We start from the raw sequence: 26,360 nt of genomic DNA, 5'->3' as shown, positions 1-26,360 counted from the left end.
ACACTGTGCAGTGTCGGCGTCGGAGGTCACCGCGATACCCGGCATCATCTGGATGATGGAAGGGTGGTCCTGACAAAGATCGGCGCCTCGGCCGCCGCCGTGGTGGTCCTCGCGCTCGCCGGCTGCGGGTTCGATCGCACCCCGATCCCGGCGGGCATCCCGCCCGGCCCCGGGACGCCGTTGCCCGTGATCGACCTGGACGCGTCCGGCCGCAGTGCGGTCCAGTTGCGTGAATGGGCCGACGAGCAAGCCGACCGGCTGGGTATCCCATCGGTCGCACTGGAGGCATACGGCTACGCGGCGGCAGTGATGACCAGGGCTCGCCCCGACTGCGGCATCGCGTGGACGACGCTCGCGGGCATCGCCAGCGTGGAGAGCAAGCACGGCACTCATCGAGGGGCGCAGGTCGGACCCGACGGCACGATCCATCCGCCGATCATCGGTGTCCCGCTGGACGGCTCGCCCGGCGTGGCACTGATCAAGGACAGCGATGGCGGTGCGCTCGACGGCGACCCCGCGTTCGACCGCGCCGTCGGCCCGCTGCAGTTCATTCCGGAAACCTGGCACCAGTGGGGCGTCGACGCCAACGGCGACGCGGTCGCCGACCCGCAGAATATCGACGACGCGGCGCTCACCGCGGCCCGCTACCTGTGCGCCAGCGGCGGCGATCTCACCTCCGAGCACGGCTGGCAGCAGGCATTGCTCACCTACAACCAGTCGCACCGCTACTTGCGCACGGTGCGCGAGCGCGCCGCGGTCTACAGCATCGGGCGCCGCGTCTGATCTGCCACGCGCCGGAGTGCCGGTTACCCGCCCCAGCGAGAGGACGATAGGCTCGCAGCGCACGGCCATCCCGTGAGACTTACCGTGTCAGCAGCCGAAGGAGTGTCGTTTTCGTGGCCATCATCGAACAGGTCGGAGCTCGCGAGATCCTGGATTCGCGCGGAAACCCCACGGTCGAGGTCGAGATCGCACTCGACGACGGGACCCTGACCCGCGCGGCCGTGCCCTCGGGCGCGTCCACCGGTGAGCACGAGGCCGTCGAGCTGCGTGATGGAGACGAGCGTTACGGCGGCAAGGGTGTGCGCAAGGCCGTCGAGGGTGTGCTCGACGAGATCGCGCCCGCCGTCATCGGTCTGGACGCCGTCGAGCAGCGCACCGTCGACCAGGTCTTGCTGGATCTGGACGGGACTCCGGACAAGTCCCGACTCGGCGCCAACGCCCTGCTCGGCGTTTCGCTGGCCGTGGCCCGGGCGGCCGCCGAGTCCTCCGGCCTGGAGCTGTTCCGCTACCTCGGTGGGCCGAACGCCCATGTGCTGCCCGTGCCGATGATGAACATCCTCAATGGCGGCGCCCATGCCGACACCGGCGTCGACGTCCAGGAGTTCATGGTCGCTCCGATCGGCGCCCCGACCTTCAAGGAATCGCTGCGCTGGGGTGCGGAGGTCTATCACGCGCTCAAATCGGTGCTGAAGTCCAAGGGCCTGGCCACCGGCCTCGGCGACGAGGGCGGCTTCGCTCCGGACGTGGCGGGCACCAGGGAAGCGCTGGACCTGATCAGTTCGGCGATCGCGAAGACCGGCCTGACACTGGGCAGCGACGTGACCCTCGCACTCGATGTCGCGGCCACCGAGTTCTACACCTCGGCCAGCGGCTACAAGTTCGAGGGAAGTGTGCGTTCGGCCGAGGAGATGGCACAGTTCTACGCCGAGCTGCTCACCAGCTACCCGCTGGTGTCCATCGAGGACCCGCTGTCGGAGGACGATTGGGACGGTTGGGTGGCGCTGACCGACCTGATCGGTGACAAGGTTCAGCTCGTCGGCGACGACCTGTTCGTGACCAATCCGGAGCGTCTGGAAGAGGGCATCGCCAAGGGCGCCGCCAACGCGCTGCTGGTGAAGGTGAACCAGATCGGCACGCTCACCGAGACTTTGGACGCAGTGGAACTGGCGCATCGCAACGGCTACAAGACCATGATGTCGCACCGGTCCGGCGAGACCGAAGACACCACCATCGCCGACCTCGCCGTCGCGGTCGGCAGCGGCCAGATCAAGACCGGCGCCCCGGCGCGCAGTGAGCGGGTGGCCAAGTACAACCAGCTGTTGCGCATCGAGGACGCACTCGGTGATTCGGCGCGCTACGCGGGTGACGTCGCGTTCCCCCGATTCGCGTTCGAGGGCTGACACCACGGTGCGAGCGTCGGGGTCCGGAGGCGGTAGCTGGCGTGACCACGGAAGGCCCAGCGAGTACCGCACAGTAGATACCGAGGCGTGACATGACGGAGCGACGTGCGCGTGGGACCAGTCCAGCCGGACGCGGGGACCGCCGCACGTCGCGTGCCGCCAGATCGCGTCCCGCCGACTCCGCGGCCAAGCGCGGCCGCAGGCGGGCCGAGCCTGCGCAGCAGAAGGCGGGATCGCGCCCGCGCGATCCGGGCTCGGGCGACAAACACGACCACACCATCCTCGGTCTGTCCACCGGCAAGGCGGTGATTCTGGCCGTTGTGTTGTGCGGCCTCGCGCTCACGCTCGCCATGCCGACGCGCACCTACTTCACTCAGCGCGCCGAGGGCGCCCAACTGGCGCAGCAGCGCGACGACCTCGAGGCCGATGTCGGTCGTTTGCGTGATCGCCGTGCGCAGCAACGGGATCCCGCATATATCCGCTCGGAGGCACGGGACCGGCTTCGGTTGGTGCTGCCCGGTGAGACGCCTTACATCGTGCAGGTGCCCGGCATCGAGGCGCCCGCACCGCCCGCGGCGCCTACCAAGTCCAGGGAACCCGATCCCTGGTACACCGAACTGTGGCGCAGCATGTCCGAGCCGCAGTCCACGCAGGCGGCCGCACCACCACTGTCAGGACCGGAAGGACCCAGGTGACCGCACCGAACGACCAGGATCTCGCGATCATCGCCGAGCAGTTGGGCCGCGAGCCGCGCGGCGTGCTCGCTGTCGCCTACCGCACCCCGGACGGGATCCCGGCCGTGGTGAAGACCGCGCCTCGGCTGCCGGACGGTACTCCGTTTCCGACCCTCTATTATCTGACCGATCCTCGGCTCACGGCAGAGGCGAGCAGGCAGGAATCCGCCGGTGTCATGCGCGAGATGACCGAACGGCTGGGCGTCGACCGCGAGTTGGCCGCCGGCTATCGTCGCGCACACGAGAGCTACCTGGCCGAGCGTGACGAGATCGAGTCGCTCGGCACCGAGTTCACCGGCGGCGGGATGCCCGAGCGGGTCAAATGCCTGCATGTTCTGATCGCGCATTCGCTGGCGAAGGGACCCGGGGTGAACCCACTCGGTGACGAAGCGGTGGCGCTGGCCGCCGACCACGGCCTGCGCGGCACCGCGATTGCGTCCGACTGGCCGATGTACGAGCCGACCGGTCCGCGAGACGAGGGAGTGCAGCGATGAGTGACCGGGTCGCCGCCGTGGATTGCGGCACCAACTCCATCCGGCTGTTGATCGCCGACGTGCTCGCCGACGGCGGCTTGGCCGACGTGCACCGCGAGATGCGGATCGTCCGCCTCGGCCAAGGCGTTGACGCGACCGGCTCGCTCGCGCCGGAAGCGATCGAACGGACCCGCATCGCCTTGGTCGACTACGCGGCGCTGATGCGCGAGGCCGGCGTCGGTCGGGTGCGGATGGTCGCCACCTCCGCCACCAGGGACGCCGCCAATCGCGAAGAATTCTTCGCCATGGCGCGGGCCGTGCTCGGCACGGTGGTGGCGGGCGCCGAAGCCGAGGTGATCACCGGGGACGAGGAGGCGCGGCTGTCATTCCGTGGCGCCATCGGTGAACTGGCCAGTGCGGCAGGGCCTTTCGTTGTGGTCGACCTGGGCGGCGGCTCGACCGAACTGGTGTTCGGCGACAGTGACGCGGGCGTGCGTGCCGCGTTCTCCGCTGATGTCGGCTGTGTCCGAATCACCGAGCGTTGCCTCGGCGGCAATCCGCCGACCGCCGAACAGGTCACCGCCGCCCGCGCTTTCGCCGCCGAACGGCTGGCCGAAGCGTTCGCACGTGTTCCGGTGGAGCGGGCGCACACCTGGGTCGGCGTGGCGGGCACCATGACCACCCTGGCCGCGGTCGCGCTGAACCTCCCCGAATACGACTCGCGGAAGGTGCATCTCACCCAGCTGACGCTGGACCAGGTCCGCGCCGTCTGTGACCGTCTGATCGCTATGGACCACGATCAGCGCGCGGCCCTCGGTCCGATGCACCCGGGCCGGGTCGATGTGATCGGTGGGGGCGCGGTCATTACCGAGGTGCTCGCGGAGGAATTGTCCCGCCGGGCTGGAATCGCCCACCTGGTCGTCAGCGAGCACGACATCCTCGACGGCATTGCCCTGTCCATCGCGTGAGCGCCGTCGCGGGTCCTGCCGGTCAAGGGTGCTGTTCGCGCTGGATGTAGTTTGCTGCGCTCTGTGATCTGCCGACCGCGAGGTCGGCGAGCCTGGACAGCGATTCCTTGTTGCGCGGCAGCAACAGTACTTCCTGGAACAGGTCGGGGACGAAGATGCCCGGCCCACGCTTGATGTGCTCGTACATGCGGACCTCGGTCTGGTCGAGTGCCGTCTCGGTGAGTTCCAAGCGGATCCATGCCGCGCCGAGTGGCCGGAGTTTGGCCTCCAGCTCCAGCAGATGCGGCGGGTCGACCTCGCTGACCTGCGTGGAGTCGTCGACGGTACACGGCCACATGCCGACGCTGTAGTGCAGCCGACTGCCGACCGCCGGCCAATCCGGGTCGACCGCGCGGATGTGCGAGGCGCCGACCACCCAGGCGGCGAACAGCCAGCCGTCGGACAGGACGGCGAAGATCTGTTCCGCCGATGTCGGCACGGTCATCTCGACGTGGACCATCAACACATCACTTTCTGCGCGGGCCTGCTAGGTCGCGGTGAGTTTGCCTGCTACCGGGTGGATGCCCGACCGCAGCAGGCGCAAACGTTCGGTGCCTCGAGCAGAGACAAGCGGACGCGCTGAACAGAACAAACAGAACAACCGAATGCCTCCGCATGGCTGACCGGCGTGCGATGGTCTGGGCATGGTTGAAGCGGCAACATCGCTGGAATCAGCGCAGACACGGACACTGTTGGGCCACCCGATCGGGCTGGCCAACCTGTTCGGTGTCGAACTCTGGGAGCGTTTCTCGTTCTACGGAATGGTCACCATTCTCGGGTATTACCTGTACTACTCGGCCACCGACGGCGGGATGGGACTGGCCAAGGACACCGCCGTCGGCATCGTCGGCGCATATGGCGGTCTGGTCTACCTGTCCACGGTGCTCGGGGGCTGGATCGCGGACCGGCTGCTCGGCATGGAGCGCACCCTGTTCTGGGGCGGTGTCGTAGTCATGATCGGGCATATCGCACTGGCCGTGCTGCCCGGACTGGCCGGCGTCGGGGCGGGCCTGCTGTTGGTCGCGTTCGGCAGCGGCGGGTTGAAGGCCAATGCCTCGTCGCTGCTGGGCACCCTCTATACGAAAGGGGACGCGCGCGCGCACGGCGGGTTCACATTGTTCTATCTGGGCATCAATCTCGGCGCGTTCACCGGCCCGTTGCTCACCGGGCTGCTGCAGACCCACCTCGGCTTCCATTACGGCTTCGGTGCGGCGGCGATCGGGATGGCGCTGGGTCTCACCCAGTATGTGGTGTTTCGCCGCAACCTCGGCACGCACGGCCGCGAGGTACCGAATCCGATCTCGCGCAGTGCCGTCGGGCCGTTGGTCGCCGCACTGGCCGCGGCGGCGGTGCTCGTCGCCGTGGTGTGCGTGCTCGGCCTGGTCACCTTGGACAACCTTCCCGAGGTGACGACCGGTCTCATTGTCGCCACTTCGGCCGGGTATTTCGCGGTACTGCTCACCAGCGCCAAGGTCACCCCGCTCGAACGCAGCCGGGTGCGCGCGTTCCTTCCGTTGTTTGTCGCCAACGCGGTGTTCTGGTCGCTGTTCAAGCAGATGTTCACGGTGCTGGCGGTCTACTCCGACGAACGGATGAACTGGAACATTTTCGGCTGGACCGCACCGTCGAGCTGGATCGGCGCGGTCGAGCCGACCTGGGTCATCCTGCTGTCACCGGTGTTCGCGGTCCTGTGGACCACACTGGGACAGCGCGCCCCGAGTACACCACGGAAATTCGCGCTCGGCGTGATCGGCATGGGTGTCGCGTTCTGGTTGTTCGTGCCCATGTCCGGCACCGAAGGACATGCCGTGCCGGTCCTGCTCGTGCTGGCGATCATGGCGGTGTTCGCCGTCTCCGAGCTTCTGCTGTCGCCCATCGGTCTCGCGGTGACCACCCAATTGGCGCCGGAAGCGTTCCGCGCCCAAATGATGGCGTTGTATTTTTTCTCGATAGGTATCGGGACGTCGATGTCGGGTACCTTGGCTCGGTTCTATGACCCAGGCCATGAATTCGCCTATTTCGGTATCACCGGAACGGTCGTGGTGTGTGTGGGGCTGATCGTCGCCGCTATCGCACCATGGATCAGCAGGTTCATGGCCGGCGTGCACTGATACGCCGCCGGGGTCCAGAACGAATGCACCACAGTGATGATGAAGGAGAACGCGTGACGAACCCTGGGCCACAGGCCGCGACGACGGGTGATGTCTCGTCTCGATGGGGCGGTCTGTTTCGCACCAAATCCGTCGAGCAGTCGATCCGTGATACCGACGAACCCGACTCGAAACTCCGCAAGGACTTGACCGCCTGGGACCTCACCGTTTTCGGCGTGGCGGTGGTAGTCGGCGCGGGTATCTTCACGCTCACCGCCCGCACGGCGGGCAACGTCGCGGGCCCCTCGGTCTCGCTCGCGTTCGTCTTCGCCGCGATCGCCTGCGGATTGACCGCGCTGTGCTACGCCGAGTTCGCCTCCACCGTTCCGGTGGCGGGTAGCGCGTACACGTTCTCCTACGCCACCTTCGGTGAGCTCGTCGCCTGGATCATCGGCTGGGATCTGATCCTGGAATTCGCGCTCGCCGTGGCAGTGGTGGCCAAGGGCTGGTCGCAGTACCTGGGTGAGGTGCTCGGTACCACGTCGCCGGTCGTCCACTTCGGCTCGGTGTCCTTCGATTGGGGTGCGGTGCTGCTGATCGCGGTGCTCGGTGTGCTCCTCGCGACGGGCACCAAGGTGTCGTCACGGGTATCGGCGGTGGCGGTGGCCATCAAGCTCGGCGTGATCGCGCTCGTTCTGGTCGTCGGAGCGACCTACTTCAAGACGTCCAACCTCACCCCGTACATTCCGCCGTCGCAGGCCGGCGAGGAGGGCGAGGGCCTGCGGCAGTCGCTGCTGTCCTATCTGACCGGCGCCGGGCAGAGCAACTACGGCTGGTACGGCCTGCTCGCAGCGGCCAGTCTGGTGTTCTTCGCGTTCATCGGCTTCGACGTCGTCGCCACCACCGCGGAGGAAACCAAGAACCCGCAGCGCGCGATTCCACGCGGCATTATCGGCTCGCTGCTGATCGTCACCGTCCTATACGTCGCGGTGTCGCTCGTACTCACCGGCATGGTGCCCTACACCGAACTGGCCGGCAAGGACGCCACCTTGGCGACGGCGTTCGCGATCAACGGGGCGACCTGGGTGAAGAACATCATCTCGATCGGGGCGCTCGCGGGCCTCACCACCGTCGTGATGGTGATGTTCCTCGGGCAGACGCGGGTGCTGTTCGCGATGGCCCGCGATGGCCTGGTGCCGCGTGGGCTCGCGCGCACCGGCAAGAACGGCACGCCGGTGCGCATCACCGCTCTGGTCGGCGTGGCGTGCGCGCTGCTCGCCGGGTTCGTGGACTTCGGCACGTTGGAGGAGATGGTCAACATCGGGACGCTCTTCGCGTTCGTGCTGGTCTCGGTCGGTGTGCTCATCCTGCGCCGCACCCGTCCTGAGCTGCCGCGCGGCTTTCGGGTCCCGCTTGTGCCGTACGTACCGGTCCTCGGAGTCCTGGCCTGCCTGTGGCTGATGTTGAATCTGTCGGTGGAGACCTGGCTGCGCTTCGTCGTGTGGATGGCGATCGGGTTCGTCGTCTACTTCGCCTACTCCAGGCGCCACTCAGTCCTGCGCAAAACTCCCATCCAGTAGCCCCCCGCGAGCGCGACATGGTGGGTGGGAATGCCAGCCACCATGTCCCGTTCGGCTCGTCCGGTGACGGCGGTAGCCTGGCGCGGTGTCGCAGCGTGAGTTGGTTGTTCTCGGGACCGCTAGTCAGGTGCCGACGAAACAGCGGAACCACAACGGTTACTTACTTCGGTGGGATGACGAGGAGGTCCTGTTCGACCCTGGCGAGGGGACCCAGCGACAGATGACCTATGCCGGAGTCACCGCCACCGGGCTCACTCGGATCGGCATCACCCACTTCCACGGCGACCACAGTCTCGGCCTCGCCGGAGTCGTGCAGCGGATCAATCTCGACCGCGTGCCGCATCCGGTCGATGTGTGGTTCCCGGCGTCGGGCGCCGCCTACTACGACCGGCTCGTCAACGCGACCTCCTACTATCACCGCGCCGAACTGCGGCCCCGCCCGATCGCGGGCCCCGGCGAAGTGGACCTGCCCGGGGCGCCTTTCACCATCACCGCGGCCCGGCTGTCCCATCCGGTGGATACCTTCGGATACCGACTCAGCGAGCCGCCCGGCCGGCGTATTCTGCCGGACCGTTTGGATGCCCTCGGCCTCCACGGCCCGATCATCTCCGAACTGCAAACGCGGGGCAGCGTCGAACTCGAGGGTCGCACAATCACTCTGGACGAGATCAGCGAACCACGGCCCGGCCAGAACTTCGCCTTCGTCATGGACACCCGGCTGTGCCCAGGCATCCAGGAACTCGCCGCCGACGTCGATATGCTGGTCATCGAGGCCACCTTTCTGGACGTCGACGCGCACTTGGCCACGGAATACGGCCACCTGACCGCGGGTCAAGCCGCCAAGGCCGCCGCCGACGCGGGCGTGCGCACCCTCGTGCTCGCCCATTTCTCCCAGCGCTACCGCGACCTCGACGAGCACCTCGCCGAGGCGGCGAAGTACTTCGACGGCGAAATCCATATTGCGACCGATCTCGACCGAATCGCGCTACCACCACGACGCTGACCACTTGTGCCACCTATTTCTGCCGCGGACGCTAACGCTTGGCCGCCGCCACCGATCTAGTTCTCTGGGACGCCTGCCACCACCGAGCCGAAACGACCACCGCCCCACCGAACCCAGCACCGCCCCGACCACCACCTCGGCAACGGCCACGCCCCGCCACCCGACGAACACTCGGAATTCCGGTACATCCGTACGACTCGGTACGCTGTCCGGGACGCCCCCATAGCCCAATTGGCAGAGGCAGCGGACTTAAAATCCGCAAAGTGTCGGTTCGAATCCGACTGGGGGCACGTACCCAGGTCTGTGCTGGGGCCAAATCGGGTATTCGCGTGGCCACCGTCGGGTCTCCGCGTAGCAGTACAGAGAATTTCTCATCGTGCTATCGCAATCGTTGGTGTGGTCGGCCACGGGAACGGCCCGCGGGGGTTCGCCCGCGCGACCAGAGTGGCCGTCGCCGGGCGAGCGTGGTTCTAGTCGGTGTTCACCGGAGCGGGTATCGCGCGCCGGGCAATACCGAGTTGGCCGCAACAGCGAAACGATCGACGGCTGGACCAAACCGGGGACGGTTGGAGCACGAATCTCCTGCAATGCCGTTCCAGGGCGCCGGCAGTAGCCACAGCATTCTGCACCACCATTTGCGAAAGTGCCGTCAACATGGACGCGAGAGGGCTCCCGACAGTGAAAGCACTGCGATGGACGCGTACGGCAGCACCGCGCTGGGTTTTGGTCGGCGCGCTGGCCGCTGCAAGCCTGGTAGGCGCGATGAGCACCGCCACGGCGGCGCCCGGGACTGCCCGAGTTGTCTCGGCGGAGGACCTGAACAACCGACAGCAAAATGTCCGGGTGTTCTCGCCCGCCATGGACAGAGAGATCTTGGTGCAAGTCATCCGCGCCGCGGATACGACGAAACCGCGGCCCACGATGTACTTGCTCAACGGCTCCGGGGGCGGTCCGAATCAGAGCGGGTGGGACGCACAGACCGATGTCGTGAGTTTCTTGCGCGACAAAGATGTCAACGTCGTAACCCCATTCGGCGGCAGCAACTCCTACTACACCGACTGGGTGCGTGACGACGCCGTCCTGGGACACAACAAGTGGCAGACGTTCATCAACGAGGAACTACCGCCGGTTATCGAGGCGTTTTTGGGTGCCAACGAAAACCGGACGTTGGTGGGCGTGTCGATGAGTGGTACTTCGGTACTGAACTTGGCGATCGCCAAGCCCGGTTTCTGGAAGAGTGTGGCGTCCTACAGCGGTTGCGCGCAGACCTCGGACCCGATCGGGCAGGAGTTCGTCCGGCTGACGGTGGAGAACTGGGGAGGTGGGCAAAGTGTCGAGAATATGTGGGGCCCCCGCAGTGGACCGTTGTGGCGCGCCAACGACCCACTGGTCAATGCGGACCGGCTGCGCGGCACCGCCGTCTATTTGAGTACGGGTAGCGGCATTCCGGCGGCGCCGCACGACACTCCGGCCGATCCGCGGGTGCAGGACGGTCGGGTTCCGCTGCCGGTACAGATCGTATTCGGCGGGCCGATCGAGGCGGCGACCCGTTTCTGCACGGTGAACCTGACGAATCGGTTGCGCGAACTGAATATCCCGGTGACGCTGGATGATCGGCCGGTGGGTACGCATTCCTGGGGCTACTGGGAAGATGACCTGCACCGCTCCTGGCCCTTCCTCGCGGAGTCGATCGGCAGCCGCGTGGAGTGAGTTCGATCAGCGCGAACATCCGGATCTCTGAAGGCCCGCGGAAATACTCGTTCGCATTACCACAGCCGAGCGCGCTGTCAAACGTATCCCTTTCGATGAACTCCGGGTGCGCGGAAGTCGCGATCCCACCATCGTGACTCGCTACCTGGTCGGCGCCCGCGATCCTTCCGGCGCCTTTGATGTATTCTTTGGTCTCCGTGACGTTTCATAATTCGTCCGTGTAACACTCGGAACGGTTTTGGAGGCTCTGCCGAATTTCTACTGCACTGTCGATCGCGTCGCGAGCGATTCGCAGAAACTCGGCAGCGCCTCGGCCACAGTTTTCGATGGTTGGAGTGCTGCCCCTGTATGGGTGACCTGCGGTCGCGCACCGTGATAGTCGACGACCGGCGGTGGGGTCAGTTCGTGCAAGCCTCGTCAGAGGTGCAGTACCGGTCGAATATGACGATCAGTGTGTGGTTTCGGAAGCGGGAGCGTCCGGTCCTCAGCCGGAATACGACTCGTTCAAACTGTCCAGGGACTCGAGGTCGGCGATCGCCTGCATGATCCGTTCCACGTTGGCGAGGCTGATGTCTCGGGGTTGCATGTCCGGTTGCATGCGGCCCTGGCCGAGGGTGCCGACCCAGGCGAACATGCCCTGGAAGGTTTGCTGCCGGTAGTGCAGCCATGCCTCGTTGAACCCGGGGGCGTCGCCGCCCGCGGCCTTGAGCCGATCGAGGTAGAACTCGAGCAGTTCGCGTTCCCATGCTCTGCGGTTCTCGATGGTCAAGTTGGACATCAACGCATAGGCGAAGTCGAGCGCCCAGTTCCCGCGCAAGGTGCACTGCCAGTCGTAGAGGCCCATTCGGCCGTCGGCGGTGCGGTACCAGTTTCCAGCGTGCACATCGGCGTGCACCAGCGTCTGCGGCGTGCTCGAGTGCAGTGCCATCGCGCGGAAAAGAGCAGGCCACAGCTCCTTTCGGCGCTTCAGCAGTTCCGGCGGGATCGCTGCCTCGCCGCGCGCGACGCCGTTGCGGAACATCTTGCCCGTGTTGATCATGTTGTCGATCGTGGTGTGCCAGTTCTCGCCGGTCAGCAGCCAGCCGAAATCGGTGCGCAGCCGCGGGCTGTCCCAGAATGCCCCGTGGTAACAGGCCAACTGACTCACCATGTCTTCGGCCATCGCCCGATCCAGCACCCGGGTCAGCGGATTGCCGAACGTCGCGCCCTTGGTCGTGACGACGTTCTCCAAGAGGAACAGCGACCGGAATGATCGCGGATCGAATTCGGCGTGGTAGCCGACCGGCGCTTCCATGTCGAGTTCGGGTCGAATGCTTGTGTAGAAACCGGACTCGTTCTCCAGCAGATGGCACAGGCCACAGACAATCCGCTGGGTCAGCGCCGTAGTGGATTTGGAGAACAGCTCGGTCGGGAGTCCGGCCGAGCGACCAGCCTCGTTGTACTCCACCGAGATCGCCCGGCGCGACGACGTTCCATCACTTCCGCCGGTGAGCGCGACCGACTCGACCTTCGCATCCGGATGGCCGTCGCACAGCACGGCGGTCAGCCATTCGGGGGTCAGCGATTCCGGCGCGGCGGGTACTTCGCCGAGCCGGGCCGTGGTCGCGGACCGGCTGATTCGCTCGGTCAGATAGTGTCCGGCAATCCGCGCCGTGAATGCTACGGCCCGACTCTTTTCGCGTACCGACACGCCAACCACCTTTGCCCTTCGACAACTGCCCCTACCCGCCAGCAGCCTATAGCGAATCCCGCTGGGCCGCGCGGTGCTTGGCGTCGTGTGCTGCTCCATGACGGCGGCGCAGTACATGCGTTGGCCGGACAGCGGCACGTGTTGGACCTGGCCCGGTAGCGAACGGTCAGCGCGAAAGGCCGTATGCCCGAGCGATGATGCGCTCCAGCACGGTGCGGGGAAGCAGGCGGCGCAGGGCGAACATGGCGGGGGCGTTACTGCCGACGGCATAGAGCGGACGAGGGCGCCGTGCCTCGATCGCTGTCACGATGGTGCCGGCCACCTTCTCCGGCGTAATGCCTCGCGCCTGCTGTTCGTCCAGTTTCGCCAGGAAAGTGGTGAAGTCGGCGGTGTGCGGGGAACCCTCGGCGAGATATTTCGTCCGACGATCCCGTAGCCCGGTGTCGACCTGGCCGGGTTCGACTGCGGTGATCCACACACCGAAGACCGACTCTTCGAATCGGGCGGCCACCGCGAAGCCGCGCAGTGCCGCCTTGGTCGCGACGTAGGACGAGCGATAGGGCATCGGGAAGCTCGCGAGCATCGATCCGACCATCACCACGCGGCCGTAGCCGCGCTGCCGCATCCCTGGCAGCAGCGCCTGGGTCAACGCGACCGGCCCCAGCACGTTCAAGTGGAACAATCGCTCGACCGCTTCGCTCGGCAGCTCGGCCAGCGGTCCGGCCTGGCTTTCGCCCGCGTTGTTGACCAGCACGTCGACCTGGTCGAGTCCGGCGACGAACGCCTCCACCGATGCTTTCTCGGTCAGATCGAGCGCGCGGTACTCGACCCCGGACACTGCCCCCGCGCCGATCGCGTCCGGAGCACGGCTGGTCCCGATCACCCGATATCCCCGCTCGACCAGCGCGACGGCGGTAGCCCTCCCGATCCCGGACGAGGCACCCGTAACGACCGCAACGCGGGACATGCGAATCTCCTTCCGATACGAATCGGCCGACCCTATCGCGACACCGGCGCGACGCGCCCGCGTTCGCCCGACCGCTCCCCACGGGAGTCACCTCGACCGCATCGCCAACTCGGAATATGACACGGTGGAGCACCTGCTCGAGCCGCCAAGTCCGACAACTGATCCGGGCCGCTGCTCGGTTGTGGTCCAGCGGCTCTCTTCGCGAGCCGTTTCGATGGCGGTGATCCGGGCATTCCCTGCGCATCGGATACCGGATCAGCGGCTGGAGGCAGCGCGATGACAGCGGATGACAAGCCGTGGGAAATACCCCCGCTCGACGACGCACCGGATATCGCTCGCGTCGCCGAACAGCAACCGGGGCAGACTTTGGCCGACGCCAAGAATTGGCCAGGGTACGGGCTGCTCCTGGTCGCGGCCGTCGTCGCTGTCGCCGCCGCGGCGATCGCGGGCTGGGGGTTCGCTCATGCTGCGACCGTGGCCGCGCTCATCGCCGCGGTCGCGTTGCTCACCGGTGGCTCGCTCGTCGTCGTCGAACGACTGCGCAGCAGGGCGCGGGCGCGGAAGGAGGCGGGCGAACAGATCGCACCCGCTTGGCAAACGATCGTGCCGCCGCAAGGCTGACGATTCGGCGCCGCTCAGTCTCGCGGCAGGAAGCCGGATTCGATGAACTCCCGGACGTAGGTGTCCACCACCGGACGGTCCACGGGCGGGCATTCCACGCCGGTGCCCGCCAAAGCCGCGCGGCTGTGCGCATCGGCCAAGTCGAAGCGTCCGGCGAGATCAGCGAAGGACGGAGTGAGCAGCGCGGTGCGCGCGAGCGAGTCGTCTCCGACCGCGCTGCGTCGACGGGACTCTCGAACGAGGCCGTCACGCACCGTTTCCAGCGAGGCCGTCGCCACCGGTAGCCCGTGCGCGCGCAAGCTGGCGAGGATCTCGCTCACCGCGACCGGCGTCCGATTGACCAGGTGATAGACCGTGTGCGCGCGGGGACGGCCGGAAATCTCCACGATCGCGCGTGCCACGTAGTTCACCGGGACCAGCGAGACCGTCGCGTCCGCCACGTCGGGCGCCATGCCGAGAATCGCGACGGAACGGATCATGTTCCAGAACGAATCGTCGGTGCTGTTCACGCCGACGTTCGGGTCGCCACAGATCGTGCCCGGCCGATAGATGGCGACCGGCACGCCACGTTCGCCGGCTTGGCGCACAAGTTCCTCGGCGACCCACTTGGAGGCGAGGTATCCGTTGCCGGACAGTTGGTCCGACCGCAGCCGGACCGCCTCCGCGACCACCGTGGAGGTCGGCGCCGCAGCGACCGCGGCGCGGATCGTCGAGATGAGATGGACCGGTTTGAGGCGGCCGGTCACGGCTAGCCGCAGCAGCTCACGGGTTCCCTCGACGTTGGCCGGCCGTAGCCGCGCGTACGGCGCGACCGGATTGACCCGCGCCCCGTTGTGATAGATCGCGTCGACACTGTCGGCGAGGCGGTCGTAGTCGGCGGCGTCGAGACCGAGCCGTGGTGCGGTCAGGTCACCCGCAACGACGACGATCCGCTCGGCGGCGGCATCGCCGGCCAAGCGATAGCGGCACTGGGCGCGCAGGATGCGATCGATGCCCTCCTCGGCGCTGTCCGCGCGAACCACGCACCAGACCCGGGCATCGGTGCGATTCAGCAGCTCGTGCAGCAGATGGGCGCCGAGAAAACCGGTCGCACCGGTCAGCAGGACCTCCTGAGGTGGCCCAGTGTGTGCGGGCGCGCATCCGTCGATGGCGAATTCGGGGTCGAGTACGGCATCGGCGTCCGGCGTAGGAGGGGCTTGTGGCTTGCTCGTCTCGGACAGCCACGCGGCGAGACCGGTAGCGGTCGGTGTGGTGAGGACCGCCGACATCGGCACGTCTCGTGCCAACTCGGACGACAGCCGTCGATGTAGGGCGAACGCCAGCAGCGACGATCCACCGAGTTCGAAGAAGTTGTCCTCGACACCGACCGGGGACACCGCGAGCACCTCGGCGAACACGTCGGCGACCACCTGTTCCAGCGGCGTCCCGGGCGCGACCTTTCCTGGTGTCACGAACACCGGCCGCGGTAGGGCGGCGCGGTCGAGTGTGCCGTCGGTGGTGACCGGGAGCGAGTCGAGCACCACCACTGCCGACGGCACCATATACGCGGGCAGTGACCGAGAGGCGAAGTGTCGCAACGCCTCCACGTCGAGGACAGCGCCTGGGGCAGCAACGACGTAGCCGACGAGCCGATCCCCGAGTTCGGATGGCTCGACTGTCACCACCGCCTGGCCGATGCCGGGGTCGGCCAGCAGGGCGGCCTCGATCTCGCCGGTCGCGATGCGGTGACCGTGCACCCACACCCGAGAATCCGTGCGCCCCTGATAGTCCAGCGTGCCTCCACGATTCCAGCACACCAGGTCTCCGGTCCGGTACATCCGCTCGCCCGGGCCGCCGAGCGGATTCGCGACGAACCACTGCGCGGTGTCGCCCGGCCCGCCATGGTAACCGCGGGCGAGTTGAACTCCGGCGCAATAGAGTTCGCCCACCACACCCACCGGAACGGGCCGTAGCCGTGCATCGAGGACCAAGGACTGCGAATTCCATTCCGGCACACCGATCGACCTACCGATGATCGGCGGATCCGCGGCGGGAAACGCGTGCTGTGTGATGCCGACCCCGGTCTCCGTCGGGCCGTACAGGGTGTGCACCTGCGCGGGGCTGATCAGCGCGAAACTCCGTGCCGTAGTCGGGGGCAGTGCCGCGCCGACGACGAAGACCACACGCAACGAGGCCAGGTCGGCGGCGGTCGCGTGTTCGGTGAACGCGGCGAGCATGGTGGGAACGAAATCAGTGAGTGTCACTCGATGTTCGGCGACGAGCCTGCTCAGGGAACCGGGATCGCGGTGCTCGACGGGACCTGCCAGCACCAGCCGAGCGCCCGCGCGCAACGGAAGGAAGTAGTCCCACAGCGACACGTCGAAGGTCGGGGTGTGGTGCAGATACACATCTGTGGTGTCGACGCCGTACTCGTGCTGCATCCAGGTGAGCTGGTGCACGATCGCCCGTTGGGTGAGCACCACCCCGTTCGGGCGGACGGTGGACCCGGAACCGTACAGCAAGCAGGCGGGATGATCCCCGTGCAGCAGTGTGGGACGCTCGCCGTCGGTCACCGGCGCGGAATCGTAGCCGGCCAAGTCGAGGGTATCGAGGTTGTGTGTTGCGGCGGTGCAGCCGTCGTCGGTGGTGGTCAGCACGCACCGCGGCGCTGCGGATTCGACCAGGTAACGGAGGCGTTCGGCGGGGTGATCGGGATTGATCAGCACCCAGGCCGCGCCCGCCTCGGCGATCGCGCACAGCGCGACGACCTGCTGCACCGACCGGCGCATGGCCACCGCCACAACAGTGTCCGGGGCGACGCCCTGCCCGATCAGCCAGCGGGCCAGTCGGGCGGATCGGGCGCGCAACTGCCCGTAGCTGAGGGTGTCCGGCCCGTACACCACGGCGATCGCGTCCGGGATCGACGCGGCGTGGCGCCCCAGCGCCGCCGTGAGTGGCTCGGGCGGGACGTCGTGCTCGGGCCCGCTACCCCAGGACCGAATCCGTTTGTGTTCGACCTGGTCCATGATGTCGAGGTCACCGACCGCGACGGTGGGATCGGTCGCGACCTGCAGCAGGATGCGGACGTAGCCGTCGAGGAATCGCTGCACGGTGTGCTCGTCGAAAAGATCGGTGCTGTAGTCGAACCGGATGACGATCTCGCCCGGCGCCCCGTCGCTGTCGCGGGCATCCACCACGCCGATATGCAGGTCGGTTGTCACCGTGTCGGAGTCCACGTCGAGAAACGAGACGCTCGGACCAGGCAGCTCATGGGTGGCCTTGGCGAAGTTCTGGAACGCGAAGCCGACTTGGTACAGCGGATGCCGCCCCGGCGACCGCGTCGGGTTGACCGCGTTCACGACGTGTTCGAACGGAACCTCGGAGTGGGCGAAGTTCGCCAGATCCCGTTCCCTGGAGCGGTCGAGCAGCGCGGCGAAACTCTCCCGCAGGTCGATCCTGGTTCGGGCGACGGTGGTGTTGACGAACATGCCGACGACGTCCCCGAGCGCAGGCTCGGCGCGGTTGGTCATCGGCACACCGATGGCGATGTCGACGCTGCCCGACAGCCGGGCCAGCAGCACGGCCAGCGCTGATCGCATCACCATGAACAGCGTCGCGCGTCGCGCACCCGCGACGGCGAGCAGGTCGCGGTGCAGGGTCGCCGACACCGACCGCTGGATCGATGAGCCACGTAGTGAGGCCGACGCCGGGCGCGACCGGTCGGCGGGCAAGTCGAGTTCGTCGGGCAGACCGGCCAGCTCCTCGGTCCAGTACGCCAGTTGGCGGGAGAGCATCGATGTCGGGTCGTCTGCGGCGCCGAGCAGGTCGCGCAGCCACAGGGCGTAGTCGGCGTACTGCACGAGTTGCGGCCGCCAGGTGGGTGTGTTGCCCTCGCGTCGTGCGTGGTACGCGTCGGCGATGTCGCGGGCCAACGGTGCCAGCGAGGAACCGTCGGCGCAGATGTGGTGCAGGGCGCAGACCAAGATGTACTCCTGGGGCGTGTGCAGCAACCGAACCCGCAGCGGCACTTCGGCCGATAGGTCGAAACCCTGGTGCAAGATGGTGTCGGCCTGGTCGGGCACCGCGTCGTCGAGCACATCCTCGACGGTGAGATCGCCGATCACCCGCTCGGTGTCGAGAATCAGCTGACGCGGGCCCGCGTCGTCGGCGGGGTACATCGTGCGGAGCGACTCGTGCCGCTGGACGGTGTCGGTGAGCGCCGCCCGGAACGCGGGGACGTCCAACTCCGACAGTCGCAACACGAAACCGATGTTGTCGACCGGCGACGTCGGATCGAACTGATTGCGCAGCCAGAACCGAAGCTGGGCGGGCGAGAGCGGGATTCGCGCGGGCCGCGACCGAGCCAGCAGAGCCGGGCGGGCGGTGTCGAAGTACTGCGAGCGGACCGCCGTGGCCAATCTGGCGACGGTCGGATGGTCGAATATCAGTCGGGTGGGAACCTGCACGCGCCAGCTCTCGCTCAGGAGGGCGGCGGCCTGCCCGGCCAGCAGCGAATTGCCACCGGCCGCGAAGAAATCGGCGTCGGCGCCGAAACGTTCCCGGCCGAGCACGCGGGCGAAGACCTCGGCGACCAATTCTTCCCCGAGATCGGACACCGGGCGATAGTCCAGCCGCTCGAGCGCACGTGCGCGCAGTGCCGCACGATCGGCCTTGCCGGACGGGGTCCGCGGGATCAGGTCGATGGCCGCGATGGTGTTCGGCAGCAGGTATTTCGGCAGCATGGTGGCGAGTGCGTCGGTCAGCGCGGTGGTGTCCGGCGGGTGTCCGGGTTCGGGCTGGATGAAAGAGACCAGGCTCGTCTCGCCGGTGCTGCTCGTGCGGTCGACGGTCACGGCCATCCGGACACCGGGTTGGGTCGAGAGGATCGCGTCGATCTCGCCGAGTTCGATCCGGAATCCGCGCACTTTGACCTGATCGTCGCCGCGGCCGAGATAGTCCAGTTCGCCGGCGGAGTTCCTGCGGACGATGTCGCCAGTGCGATACATCCGGGAACCGGGCGGTCCGAACGGATCCGCCAGGAATCGTTGCGAGGTCAGGTCGGGTCGTCCGAGATACCCTCTGGCCACACCGGGGCCGGCGAGGTAGAGCTCGCCGACCACGTCCACGCCGACCGGGCGTAGTCGCTGGTCGAGCACCTGGCAGCGCATACCGCGCACGGCCGATCCGATGGTGACCGGGGCGCCGGGGGTCAACGCGGAGCTGAGCGTGGCCAGGATAGTGGATTCGGTCGGTCCGTAGGCATTGTGGAACATGCGCTGGGCTGCCCAGTGCCGCACCAGCATCGGCGGGCACGGCTCGCCGCCGACCAGAACCGAGCGCAGCGTGGCAAGGCCGCTCGGCTCGATCGAGGCCAGCGTGGACGGTGTCAGGAAGGCATGGGTGATCGCGTGCCGCGCGAGCAGATCCACCAAGGCGGCGCCGCCGTAGACGGTCGGCGGGGCAAGCACCATCGTGGCCGCCGAGGTGATCGCGAGCAACAGTTCGAGTACCGCGGCGTCGAAGCTCGGTGACGCGAAATGCAGGACCCGTGCGTCCTTGTCGAGCGCGTGCCGCGCGGCCAGCTCGGCACACAGTGGGGCGAGCCCGGCGTGGGTGACCGCAACGCCTTTCGGCCGCCCGGTCGACCCGGAGGTGTAGATCACGTAGGCGACATTCGCGGCGCGCGGCCGGGTAGGCCGATCGAGGTAGGCGATCGAACTCACGGGATTCGCCGACGTCCGCGCGGCCACCTCGGGGTCGTCGAGTGCGAGCCACCGCACGTCCGTGGGCAACGTCGTCGCGTGTACGCGCCGGGTCAGCCCGAGCGTTGCGCCACAGTCGGCCAGCTGGAACTCGATGCGGGAGGCGGGGAGTCCCGGATCGATCGGTACGAACGCGGCTCCGGTCTTCGCGACCGCCCACACCGCGAGAATCGAGTCGAGCGAGCGGGGGAGCGCGACCGCCACCATGGTTTCGGGACCAGCGCCCAGGTCCAGCAGGGTCCGTGCCAGTTGGGACGAGCGGGCGTCGAGATCTCGGTAGGTGATCTCGGTCTTCGCGCTCCGCACGGCGATGCCGTCGGGATTGTGCTCCACCGCGGCGGCGAGCAAGGCGCCGAGTGTCGGCGGGCCCGGCTCGATCGACCCGCGGCGCCGTCCATTCCGGACGGGCGGACGAGGTTCCCGGATACCACTGGTCATGACTTCGTCCGTTCGGAGTGGCTGTGAACGCGGTGATGCTATAGCCGATTGCCATGGCTCTCCACGAATGAGAAGCACACCGGACGGCCGGCGAAGCGGATGACGCCGCCGGACGCTGTGGATTCGGCCGTTACGCAGGCGCTATTCGGTCGCGTGCGTCGCGATCCCGTTCAGCACGCAGCGGAGTCCGACGGCGAAGCGCGGGTCCTGTCGATCGACCGCGCATCGTCGCCCAGGATGGTGGTGGACGGGCCGCGCCGATATCGAGGTCCACGATATCGGCGCGGCCACGGGCTCAGCTCGGGCCGAGCATGGCGTGCATCTGGTCGATCTCCGCCCGCTGATTCGCGATGATCTCGCGCGCGAGCGCTTGCGCGTCGGCATTCGTGCCCGCGGTCAGCTCGGTCTCGGCCATGGCGACCGCGCCGGTGTGGTGCTCGATCATCATGTTCAGCCACTGACGGTCGAAGTCCGGACCGGATGCGGCCTGCAAGGTGGACATCTGCTCGGCGGACATCATGCCGGGCATGCCGTGGCCGGCATGGCCGTCCGCGGTGGGGGCGGGCTTGCCGAAGCTCTGTAGCAAGGTGGTGATCTGCTGCATCTCCGGCGCCTGCGCCCGTTGTATAGCTGCGGCGAGGGCGAGCAGCTGTTGGTTCTGACTGCGGCCGGGCACCAGTTGCCCCATGTCGACGGCCTGCGCGTGATGCGGGTACATCATCTGCAGAAAGGTCACGTCGGCGTCGTTGAAATCGGTGCGGGTCGGCGTGCTCGAGGTCGCCACCGCACTCGATGATGTGCCGTGGTCCATGCCTGGCATGGTGTGGGAATCGCCGCTGCCGCATCCAGCGAGGGCGAACGCGGTCGCGGCGAACGCGAGGATTGTCCGGGTACGGATGATGAACATGCTTACTCCTTGCGAATGGAACGTCTGAGAGCGGAGTCGGCAAGGCCGCGACCGCGGTTCGGACACACGGAAGCGGCGTGACTGTCAGACTCGCAGAATCGCCAATTCGGCCAAGGTGAGTACGGTCCACGGTGGTGGTCGTTCGCGCCGTGGACGCCAATGCCGCGGTAGTGCGCCGCCGTCGGGACGGTCGACCGCCATCCGGTACAGCACGATCAGCGCGAACAGTGCGGTGACGGCGACAAGGACGAACACGCAGCCATGCATCCAGCCGTGCGCGCTGCCGCACCCGTCACCAGCGCAATCCGAGTCCTCCGCGACACCGATTCCAGCGGCGCGGGCCGCCGACGTGGCATCACCGACTATCGCGGCGGCGCGCCACGGCCCACTTGCGACACGGGTAGGGGAACTCGACGCTGACATCGGGCCGAGGACGTCGTCAGTGATAGTCATCGAACCGTGCGCGCTGACGGGGCGGGTATGACAGGGAACCGTGAAAACTGCCGAGTGCATGGCGATGATCCCGGCGAGCAACACCAGCATTCCGAGCAGCCGGGTGGGCCCGGACACGCGGTCGATGCCGACCCGACCCGTAACCGAATGCGCCGGCCGCGCCGCCGCGTCGGGTCGGGGCGCGCTGATCAGCGACAACCGAGGCGTGTGGTCGACCACGACGGTGAGTCTAGTGGCCACGATTCGCGCCTACCGGATACCCCATGGCCGTATCGGTATCGGGCTACGGCGCGCCGGCGATGTCGATGACCAGCCGGGTCGGATTGGACAGGGTGGTCACGGCGAAGGCGGGCCGGTCGGCCTGCACGCCGATGAACGACTGGGTGGCGCCCTCGAACACCGTCGTCCGGTAGACGCCAGCGATGCCGGGCGTCGCCGGGTCGGTCGCGGGGTCTGGGCCGGAATACGGCGTCACGGCGCTGTCGAACGGGTATGCCGAGCCGAGGATCCGCACTTCGAGAATCGAGCGGCCGGCTACGTCGATGAGATTGCCGCTGCCGTCCTGCACCGCACGGTCGGTGTACTGGACGAGCCAGCCGGGTGCGCCGGGACCGTTGAGTTCGTAGACCACACGATCGAAGCCGGGCTGGTGGCCGAGCCGGATGTTCGTGACCGTGAGCCCGGCGTCGTCGGAGGCCGTGCCACGTTTGGGCGCCGCGTCCGCCGGCGTCGCGGGTGCCGCGTCGGCCGAGGTGGTGGGGGCGGAGGCGAGCGAGTTCCCGGGGGTGGTCCCGCCGTTGCCGCAGCCCGCCAGCAGTACTGCCGCGGCTGCGATCATCAGTACCATCCTGTTGCGCATGGGGCTGATGGTACTCAGTCGGCGGCGTCGAACGGCGTTATCGGCAAGATGGCTCGGCCAGTTCGCCGCCGGGGGGCCGAGGTGCGGACAGCGCACGGACGAGGCGTCGAATGGTCGGTGCCATGGCCGAACGGCCAGCCGGCAGTGTTGATTGCCATCCAATAACTGAAGGTCGAGATCAGCCGTAGGGCGGTAGCTACTCCGCTCACGTGACTGTCGATGTCGTGCCAGGCGAGTTCGGTCGGGGCGCACCGTCGGACCGGCCCGGCCGCGAGCTGGCGGCGTAGCCTCCTTCTCGGTAATCCACCTGCTGGGCAGTGTCTTTCGCCCACTCGGCCGAATGTTCGGCGGGGCCCGGAGTGCGAGGTCGGCTACCCGCCGTAGGGGTGTGTCGAACGGCGGCCGATACGGGCAAGTTGCTCCAGGTTGGCGGCACAGGAGATCTCAGGTTCGGCTGGCCGGGGTGGTGCGCCTCCGCATCCCGGCGGCACGGTCCGGCGTGTCGGGGCACACGACCGAGTAAACGTTTCTCCTGTCGCGGCGGGCGGCCGATCTGCTCCGTGGCGAAACTCGCCGACGCTCGGACCGCGGATGGGGCGGACGGCACAGTGGCGCCGGTCCACGTCGAATTCTCCTGTATCAGTTGAGCTATCCGCGGCAAGGGAACTGACGCGGTGCCACGAGACGTCAATTCGACGGGGTGGCCGCGACGGTTCGGCAACGATCTAGCACACTTGAGGTGTGGGACATGTCGAGGATGTGCTGAGCCGGCTGCGGCGGTATCCGGATGTGGAGGCATTGAACCTCTATGCCGTGGATGCCGCCGATCGGTTGATACTCGACGTCGCTGCCGACGCGCTCGCCACCGTGGATAGCGGAAGAGTAGCCGTAATTGGCGATGCTTACGGCGCGCTGACCCTCGGCGCCGCCGCGGGGCATGACCTGCGTGAAGTCCGGGTGCATCAGGATTTACTGACCGGGGAACTCGCTCTCGCCAACAATGCCCGTTCACTCGGCCTGTCGGATCGCTACACCGCACAGCCGCTCGGCGGCCGTTTGCTGAGCGATGTTCGGGTGGTGTTACTCCGCCTGCCACGGATGCTTGCCGGGCTGACCGAGGTCGCCGACGCCATCGCTCGCCATGCCGACCCCGACGTCGAGGTATTCGCGGGCGGTCGGGACAAGTATCTGACCAAATCGATGAACGATGTTCTCGCCCAGTCGTTCTCCGAGGTGCGCGCCAGCCGCGGGCGGCAGAAGTCGCGCAGCCTGCTCGTCGGCGGTCCAAAACCCGTTGGTGACCCGCCGTTCCCAGTGCGTGCTCGCCTCGACGAGTTGGGAATCGACGTCGTGGCGCATGGCGCCGCCTTCTCCGGTGCCCGGCTCGACATCGGAACCCGGTTCTTGCTCGAGCATCTGAAGTGGATGAAGCCGGACGCCCGCGACGCCATCGATCTCGGCTGCGGCACCGGCATCCTGGCCGTCGCGTTGGCCAAGGCGCGACCGGGCATCAAGCTGGTCGGCACCGATCAGTCGGCCGCCGCGGTGGCCTCGGCGCGGGCGACCGCCGCCGCGAACGGGCTCGCCGACCGCGTGACCGTCGTGCGCGACGATGCGATGTCCTCGGCCGCGGACAACAGTGCCGACCTCGTACTGTGTAATCCGCCGTTCCATGTCGGCGCGGCTGTGCACACCGGATCGGCGATCAAGATGTTCGCCGACACCGGCCGAGTGCTGCGTCCCGGCGGGGAGTTGTGGACGGTGTACAACTCACACCTCAACTATCGCGGCGTGGTCGAACGAATGGTGGGCCGAACCGAGGTGGTTGGGCGCAACCGGAAGTTCACGGTAACTCGCTCCGTCCGGGGCCTGCACGACCCGAGGCAGCCATAACTTCCGATGGCCCGATACGTTCGCGGTAACTGTCACCGCATCCGGATCCCCTCTGTGCTGCTCGAGTTCCGGCTCCCGCCCGGAAGAGCCTTTGAACGCAGTCGAATGGTGGTCATCGAGGGGGGAGAACAGCAGCCATGACACTGCGCTCAGCGAGCAGCTCGGACGTCGGTACCACACATCTGGACGAGGCGCTGGAACTGCTATACCGGCATTGAGGGTGAGCTGGCCGACGCACTGCCGTGGGTGCTACGAACGGTTCACCGAGATCTCCCCTTGGTCGCTGACAACCTTGACCGACACGGTGTCCGAGTGGAGGTAATCCCAGACCTGGCACTCGAACTCGTTGTCCACCTCGACCACAACGGAACCGGGGCAGGTCACTCGGCCGACCGGCTTGTCTCCCACGCCCTGCAGCATGTTCGCCACCTGCTGCTGCAATGCGGCCTGGTCCAACATCCGCGGGGGCGCGACCGGGTCGAGATCGGTGCCCATCAGTTTCACCGTCACCACCACCGCGCAGACGGCGACCACTGCCGCCGAAATCGCCATGACAGTCCGAGTGACGTTCTGTTGATCAACCACGCCGACAGTCCTATCTGCCGCACAGGGGACTTGGCAAGACCATCTCGGCACCGTGTGCATGCCGAATACACAGCTACGAAAATCATGGGGTCGGCCCGGTCGAGTAGGGCAGTGAAGTGGCGGCGGACGCCGCACTGTCCGAATCGTCGAGGTGATGGCCACCGAGTTCGGGTCTCGGCGTTGCCGTCGGGTGTCGATCGATGTCGGGAATCCATGAGTGCGACGGTGTGCGGAGCATCGACAACCGCTGCCGGTCGACAAGCACCGCTGTCCGTGCTGGGGTCGGTCTCCGAGATATATACGGCTACCGGTGCTGGTCGTCGGTATGGCCGGGCCCCGGGCCGAACCTGGAGGCCCGCACGTGGGGTCGGCCGCAAACGGAAATTTACTGTGACTCCGCCTGTGCGTGACCCTACGTGACCCGCGGCAGCGGTAGAGTCCGAATTGTCTGGCTCAGCGAGTCGTCCCGGGAACTCACCACGGGCGACAAACGTTGAACAACCAGTTGGATATCGAGTCGACCAACTCGATGAACAACGGCAACGACTCCAGAAAGGGCCGCCGTGCGTACCACGAGCAATCCGGTTTTCAGGAACCTGCCGAGGCAGGAGGGCGGTGGATATGCCGGCTTCGGTTCCGGCGTGACCACTACGGGGCAGTTCGGCAACCAGTACGGTCAGCAGCAGTACGGCCAGTACCCGCAGCCGTATCAGCAGGCGCCCGCCACCAGGGCGATGACCATCGACGATGTGGTGACCAAGACCGGTATCACCCTTGCGGTGCTCGGCCTGTCTGCGATCGTCTCCTATGGGCTCACCAGCGCCAACACGTCGATCGCGCCGCTGTTCGTGATTGTCGGCGGCTTGGTCGGCCTGGTCCTGGTGCTGGTCGCGACCTTCGCGAACAAGATGGACAACCCGGTCATCGTGCTGTCCTACGCGGTCGCCGAGGGGTTGTTCCTCGGTGCGTTGTCGTTCATGTTCACCAGTATCGAGTTCGGCGGGGTCGGTGGCAGCGCACTGATCGGGCAGGCCGTGCTCGGCACGTTCGGTGTCTTCGCGGGCATGCTCGTGGTCTACAAGACCGGTGCCATCCGGGTGACGCCGCGATTCACCAGGATCATCGTCGGTGCGATGATCGGAGTCCTGGTGCTCGTGCTGGGCAACCTGGTCGCGAGCTTCTTCATCTCCGGCGGTCTCGGCCTGCGGGATGGCGGCCCGCTGGCGATCGTCTTCAGCCTGGTGGTCATCGCGATCGCCGCGTTCAGCTTCCTGCTCGACTTCGACGCCGCCGATCAGTTGATCCGCGCACAGGCGCCGGAGCGGGCCGCGTGGGGCGTGGCACTCGGCTTGACCGTCACCCTGGTGTGGCTCTACGTCGAGATCCTGCGACTGCTGAGTTACTTCCAGAACGACTAGCGTTGAAC

At 67.0% G+C, this 26,360-nt stretch carries 20 protein-coding genes and 1 tRNA gene; 13 read left to right on the top strand and 8 right to left on the bottom strand.

The features are described from left to right. Positions 1-99: 99 nt before the first annotated feature. The 5 genes from AB0C34_RS15670 (at position 100) to AB0C34_RS15650 (ending at position 4,358) form a co-directional block, all read left to right on the top strand. Positions 100-783 (top strand): lytic murein transglycosylase, encoded by a 684-nt coding sequence (locus tag AB0C34_RS15670; protein ID WP_357072994.1) that lies wholly within the window; start codon positions 100-102, stop codon positions 781-783. A 113-nt stretch (positions 784-896) separates the two neighbouring features. Then, positions 897-2,183, top strand: a complete 1,287-nt coding sequence (gene eno, locus AB0C34_RS15665; RefSeq protein ID WP_357072368.1) for a phosphopyruvate hydratase — start codon at positions 897-899, stop codon at positions 2,181-2,183. A 92-nt stretch (positions 2,184-2,275) separates the two neighbouring features. After that, on the top strand, positions 2,276-2,878 hold the full coding sequence (locus AB0C34_RS15660) for a septum formation initiator family protein (RefSeq protein WP_357072365.1): 603 nt from the start codon (positions 2,276-2,278) through the stop codon (positions 2,876-2,878). Next, positions 2,875-3,411: a DUF501 domain-containing protein gene (locus AB0C34_RS15655; protein ID WP_357072362.1), complete on the top strand. Its 537-nt coding sequence runs from the start codon at positions 2,875-2,877 to the stop codon at positions 3,409-3,411. Before AB0C34_RS15660 ends, AB0C34_RS15655 begins: the two co-directional genes overlap by 4 nt. Then, positions 3,408-4,358, top strand: a complete 951-nt coding sequence (locus AB0C34_RS15650; protein WP_357072359.1) for a Ppx/GppA phosphatase family protein — start codon at positions 3,408-3,410, stop codon at positions 4,356-4,358. The genes AB0C34_RS15655 and AB0C34_RS15650 overlap by 4 nt, the downstream gene beginning before the upstream one ends. A gap of 22 nt (positions 4,359-4,380) precedes the next feature. On the opposite strand, the gene AB0C34_RS15645 is transcribed toward AB0C34_RS15650, so the two are convergent. Further along, positions 4,381-4,857 (bottom strand): SRPBCC family protein, encoded by a 477-nt coding sequence (locus AB0C34_RS15645; RefSeq protein WP_357072356.1) that lies wholly within the window; start codon positions 4,855-4,857, stop codon positions 4,381-4,383. Positions 4,858-5,041: 184 nt separating this feature from the next. Here AB0C34_RS15645 and AB0C34_RS15640 point away from each other — a divergent pair, with 184 nt between their 5' ends. From AB0C34_RS15640 to AB0C34_RS15620, 5 genes are all read left to right on the top strand, one after another. After that, complete coding sequence (locus AB0C34_RS15640) at positions 5,042-6,508, top strand: oligopeptide:H+ symporter (protein ID WP_357072353.1); 1,467 nt, start codon at positions 5,042-5,044, stop codon at positions 6,506-6,508. Between the two features lie 53 nt (positions 6,509-6,561). Beyond that, positions 6,562-8,067, top strand: coding sequence for an amino acid permease (locus tag AB0C34_RS15635; RefSeq protein ID WP_357072350.1), 1,506 nt, complete (start codon positions 6,562-6,564; stop codon positions 8,065-8,067). A gap of 85 nt (positions 8,068-8,152) precedes the next feature. Beyond that, positions 8,153-9,070 carry a ribonuclease Z gene (locus tag AB0C34_RS15630; RefSeq protein WP_357072347.1) on the top strand — a complete coding sequence of 306 codons (918 nt, stop codon included), beginning with the start codon at positions 8,153-8,155 and terminating at the stop codon, positions 9,068-9,070. A 216-nt stretch (positions 9,071-9,286) separates the two neighbouring features. Then, a tRNA-Leu gene (locus AB0C34_RS15625) sits at positions 9,287-9,360 on the top strand. Between the two features lie 472 nt (positions 9,361-9,832). Next, the gene (locus AB0C34_RS15620; protein ID WP_357072344.1) at positions 9,833-10,780 is read left to right on the top strand and encodes an alpha/beta hydrolase family protein; all 948 of its coding nucleotides are present in this window, start codon (positions 9,833-9,835) and stop codon (positions 10,778-10,780) included. Between the two features lie 484 nt (positions 10,781-11,264). On the opposite strand, the gene AB0C34_RS15615 is transcribed toward AB0C34_RS15620, so the two are convergent. Continuing rightward, positions 11,265-12,470 (bottom strand): aminoglycoside phosphotransferase family protein, encoded by a 1,206-nt coding sequence (locus AB0C34_RS15615; RefSeq protein WP_357072342.1) that lies wholly within the window; start codon positions 12,468-12,470, stop codon positions 11,265-11,267. 166 nt (positions 12,471-12,636) lie between these two features. Next, complete coding sequence (locus tag AB0C34_RS15610) at positions 12,637-13,437, bottom strand: SDR family NAD(P)-dependent oxidoreductase (protein WP_357072338.1); 801 nt, start codon at positions 13,435-13,437, stop codon at positions 12,637-12,639. A gap of 276 nt (positions 13,438-13,713) precedes the next feature. Here AB0C34_RS15610 and AB0C34_RS15605 point away from each other — a divergent pair, with 276 nt between their 5' ends. Beyond that, the gene (locus AB0C34_RS15605) at positions 13,714-14,058 is read left to right on the top strand and encodes a hypothetical protein (RefSeq protein ID WP_357072335.1); all 345 of its coding nucleotides are present in this window, start codon (positions 13,714-13,716) and stop codon (positions 14,056-14,058) included. A gap of 14 nt (positions 14,059-14,072) precedes the next feature. Here the strand turns inward: AB0C34_RS15605 and AB0C34_RS15600 are convergent, their stop codons facing one another. From AB0C34_RS15600 to AB0C34_RS15585, 4 genes are all read right to left on the bottom strand, one after another. Further along, positions 14,073-20,237, bottom strand: a complete 6,165-nt coding sequence (locus AB0C34_RS15600; RefSeq protein WP_357072332.1) for an amino acid adenylation domain-containing protein — start codon at positions 20,235-20,237, stop codon at positions 14,073-14,075. A 295-nt stretch (positions 20,238-20,532) separates the two neighbouring features. Beyond that, positions 20,533-21,144: a DUF305 domain-containing protein gene (locus AB0C34_RS15595; protein WP_357072329.1), complete on the bottom strand. Its 612-nt coding sequence runs from the start codon at positions 21,142-21,144 to the stop codon at positions 20,533-20,535. Between the two features lie 84 nt (positions 21,145-21,228). Beyond that, positions 21,229-21,837, bottom strand: coding sequence for a DUF6153 family protein (locus AB0C34_RS15590; protein ID WP_357072326.1), 609 nt, complete (start codon positions 21,835-21,837; stop codon positions 21,229-21,231). A 43-nt stretch (positions 21,838-21,880) separates the two neighbouring features. Continuing rightward, complete coding sequence (locus AB0C34_RS15585; protein WP_357072323.1) at positions 21,881-22,456, bottom strand: hypothetical protein; 576 nt, start codon at positions 22,454-22,456, stop codon at positions 21,881-21,883. 741 nt (positions 22,457-23,197) lie between these two features. On the opposite strand from AB0C34_RS15585, the gene AB0C34_RS15580 reads away from it, so the two are divergent. Then, positions 23,198-24,349: a methyltransferase gene (locus tag AB0C34_RS15580; protein WP_357072319.1), complete on the top strand. Its 1,152-nt coding sequence runs from the start codon at positions 23,198-23,200 to the stop codon at positions 24,347-24,349. 249 nt (positions 24,350-24,598) lie between these two features. Here AB0C34_RS15580 and AB0C34_RS15575 read toward each other — a convergent pair whose 3' ends face one another. Continuing rightward, positions 24,599-24,934, bottom strand: a complete 336-nt coding sequence (locus AB0C34_RS15575; protein ID WP_357072316.1) for a DUF4333 domain-containing protein — start codon at positions 24,932-24,934, stop codon at positions 24,599-24,601. Positions 24,935-25,497: 563 nt separating this feature from the next. On the opposite strand from AB0C34_RS15575, the gene AB0C34_RS15570 reads away from it, so the two are divergent. Continuing rightward, a complete protein-coding gene (locus tag AB0C34_RS15570) occupies positions 25,498-26,352 on the top strand; it encodes a Bax inhibitor-1/YccA family protein (RefSeq protein WP_357072313.1) in 855 nt (284 codons plus the stop codon). The last annotated feature ends 8 nt before the right edge of the window (positions 26,353-26,360 follow it).

The sequence above is a fragment of the Nocardia sp. NPDC049220 genome, assembly GCF_040647855.1.
Classification (GTDB): Bacteria; Actinomycetota; Actinomycetes; order Mycobacteriales; family Mycobacteriaceae; genus Nocardia.
This window is presented reverse-complemented; position numbering and strand designations above follow the sequence as displayed.

Excerpts from the sequence above, each read along its gene's own strand:
- AB0C34_RS15660 (WP_357072365.1), top strand. The coding sequence starts at position 2,276 with ATGACGGAGCGACGTGCGCGTGGGACCAGTCCAGCCGGACGCGGGGAC.
- AB0C34_RS15650 (WP_357072359.1), top strand. The coding sequence starts at position 3,408 with ATGAGTGACCGGGTCGCCGCCGTGGATTGCGGCACCAACTCCATCCGG.
- AB0C34_RS15645 (WP_357072356.1), bottom strand. The coding sequence starts at position 4,857 with ATGGTCCACGTCGAGATGACCGTGCCGACATCGGCGGAACAGATCTTC.
- AB0C34_RS15640 (WP_357072353.1), top strand. The coding sequence starts at position 5,042 with ATGGTTGAAGCGGCAACATCGCTGGAATCAGCGCAGACACGGACACTG.
- AB0C34_RS15620 (WP_357072344.1), top strand. The coding sequence starts at position 9,833 with ATGAGCACCGCCACGGCGGCGCCCGGGACTGCCCGAGTTGTCTCGGCG.
- AB0C34_RS15610 (WP_357072338.1), bottom strand. The coding sequence starts at position 13,437 with ATGTCCCGCGTTGCGGTCGTTACGGGTGCCTCGTCCGGGATCGGGAGG.
- AB0C34_RS15605 (WP_357072335.1), top strand. The coding sequence starts at position 13,714 with ATGACAGCGGATGACAAGCCGTGGGAAATACCCCCGCTCGACGACGCA.
- AB0C34_RS15600 (WP_357072332.1), bottom strand. The coding sequence starts at position 20,237 with ATGACCAGTGGTATCCGGGAACCTCGTCCGCCCGTCCGGAATGGACGG.
- AB0C34_RS15595 (WP_357072329.1), bottom strand. The coding sequence starts at position 21,144 with ATGTTCATCATCCGTACCCGGACAATCCTCGCGTTCGCCGCGACCGCG.
- AB0C34_RS15585 (WP_357072323.1), bottom strand. The coding sequence starts at position 22,456 with ATGCGCAACAGGATGGTACTGATGATCGCAGCCGCGGCAGTACTGCTG.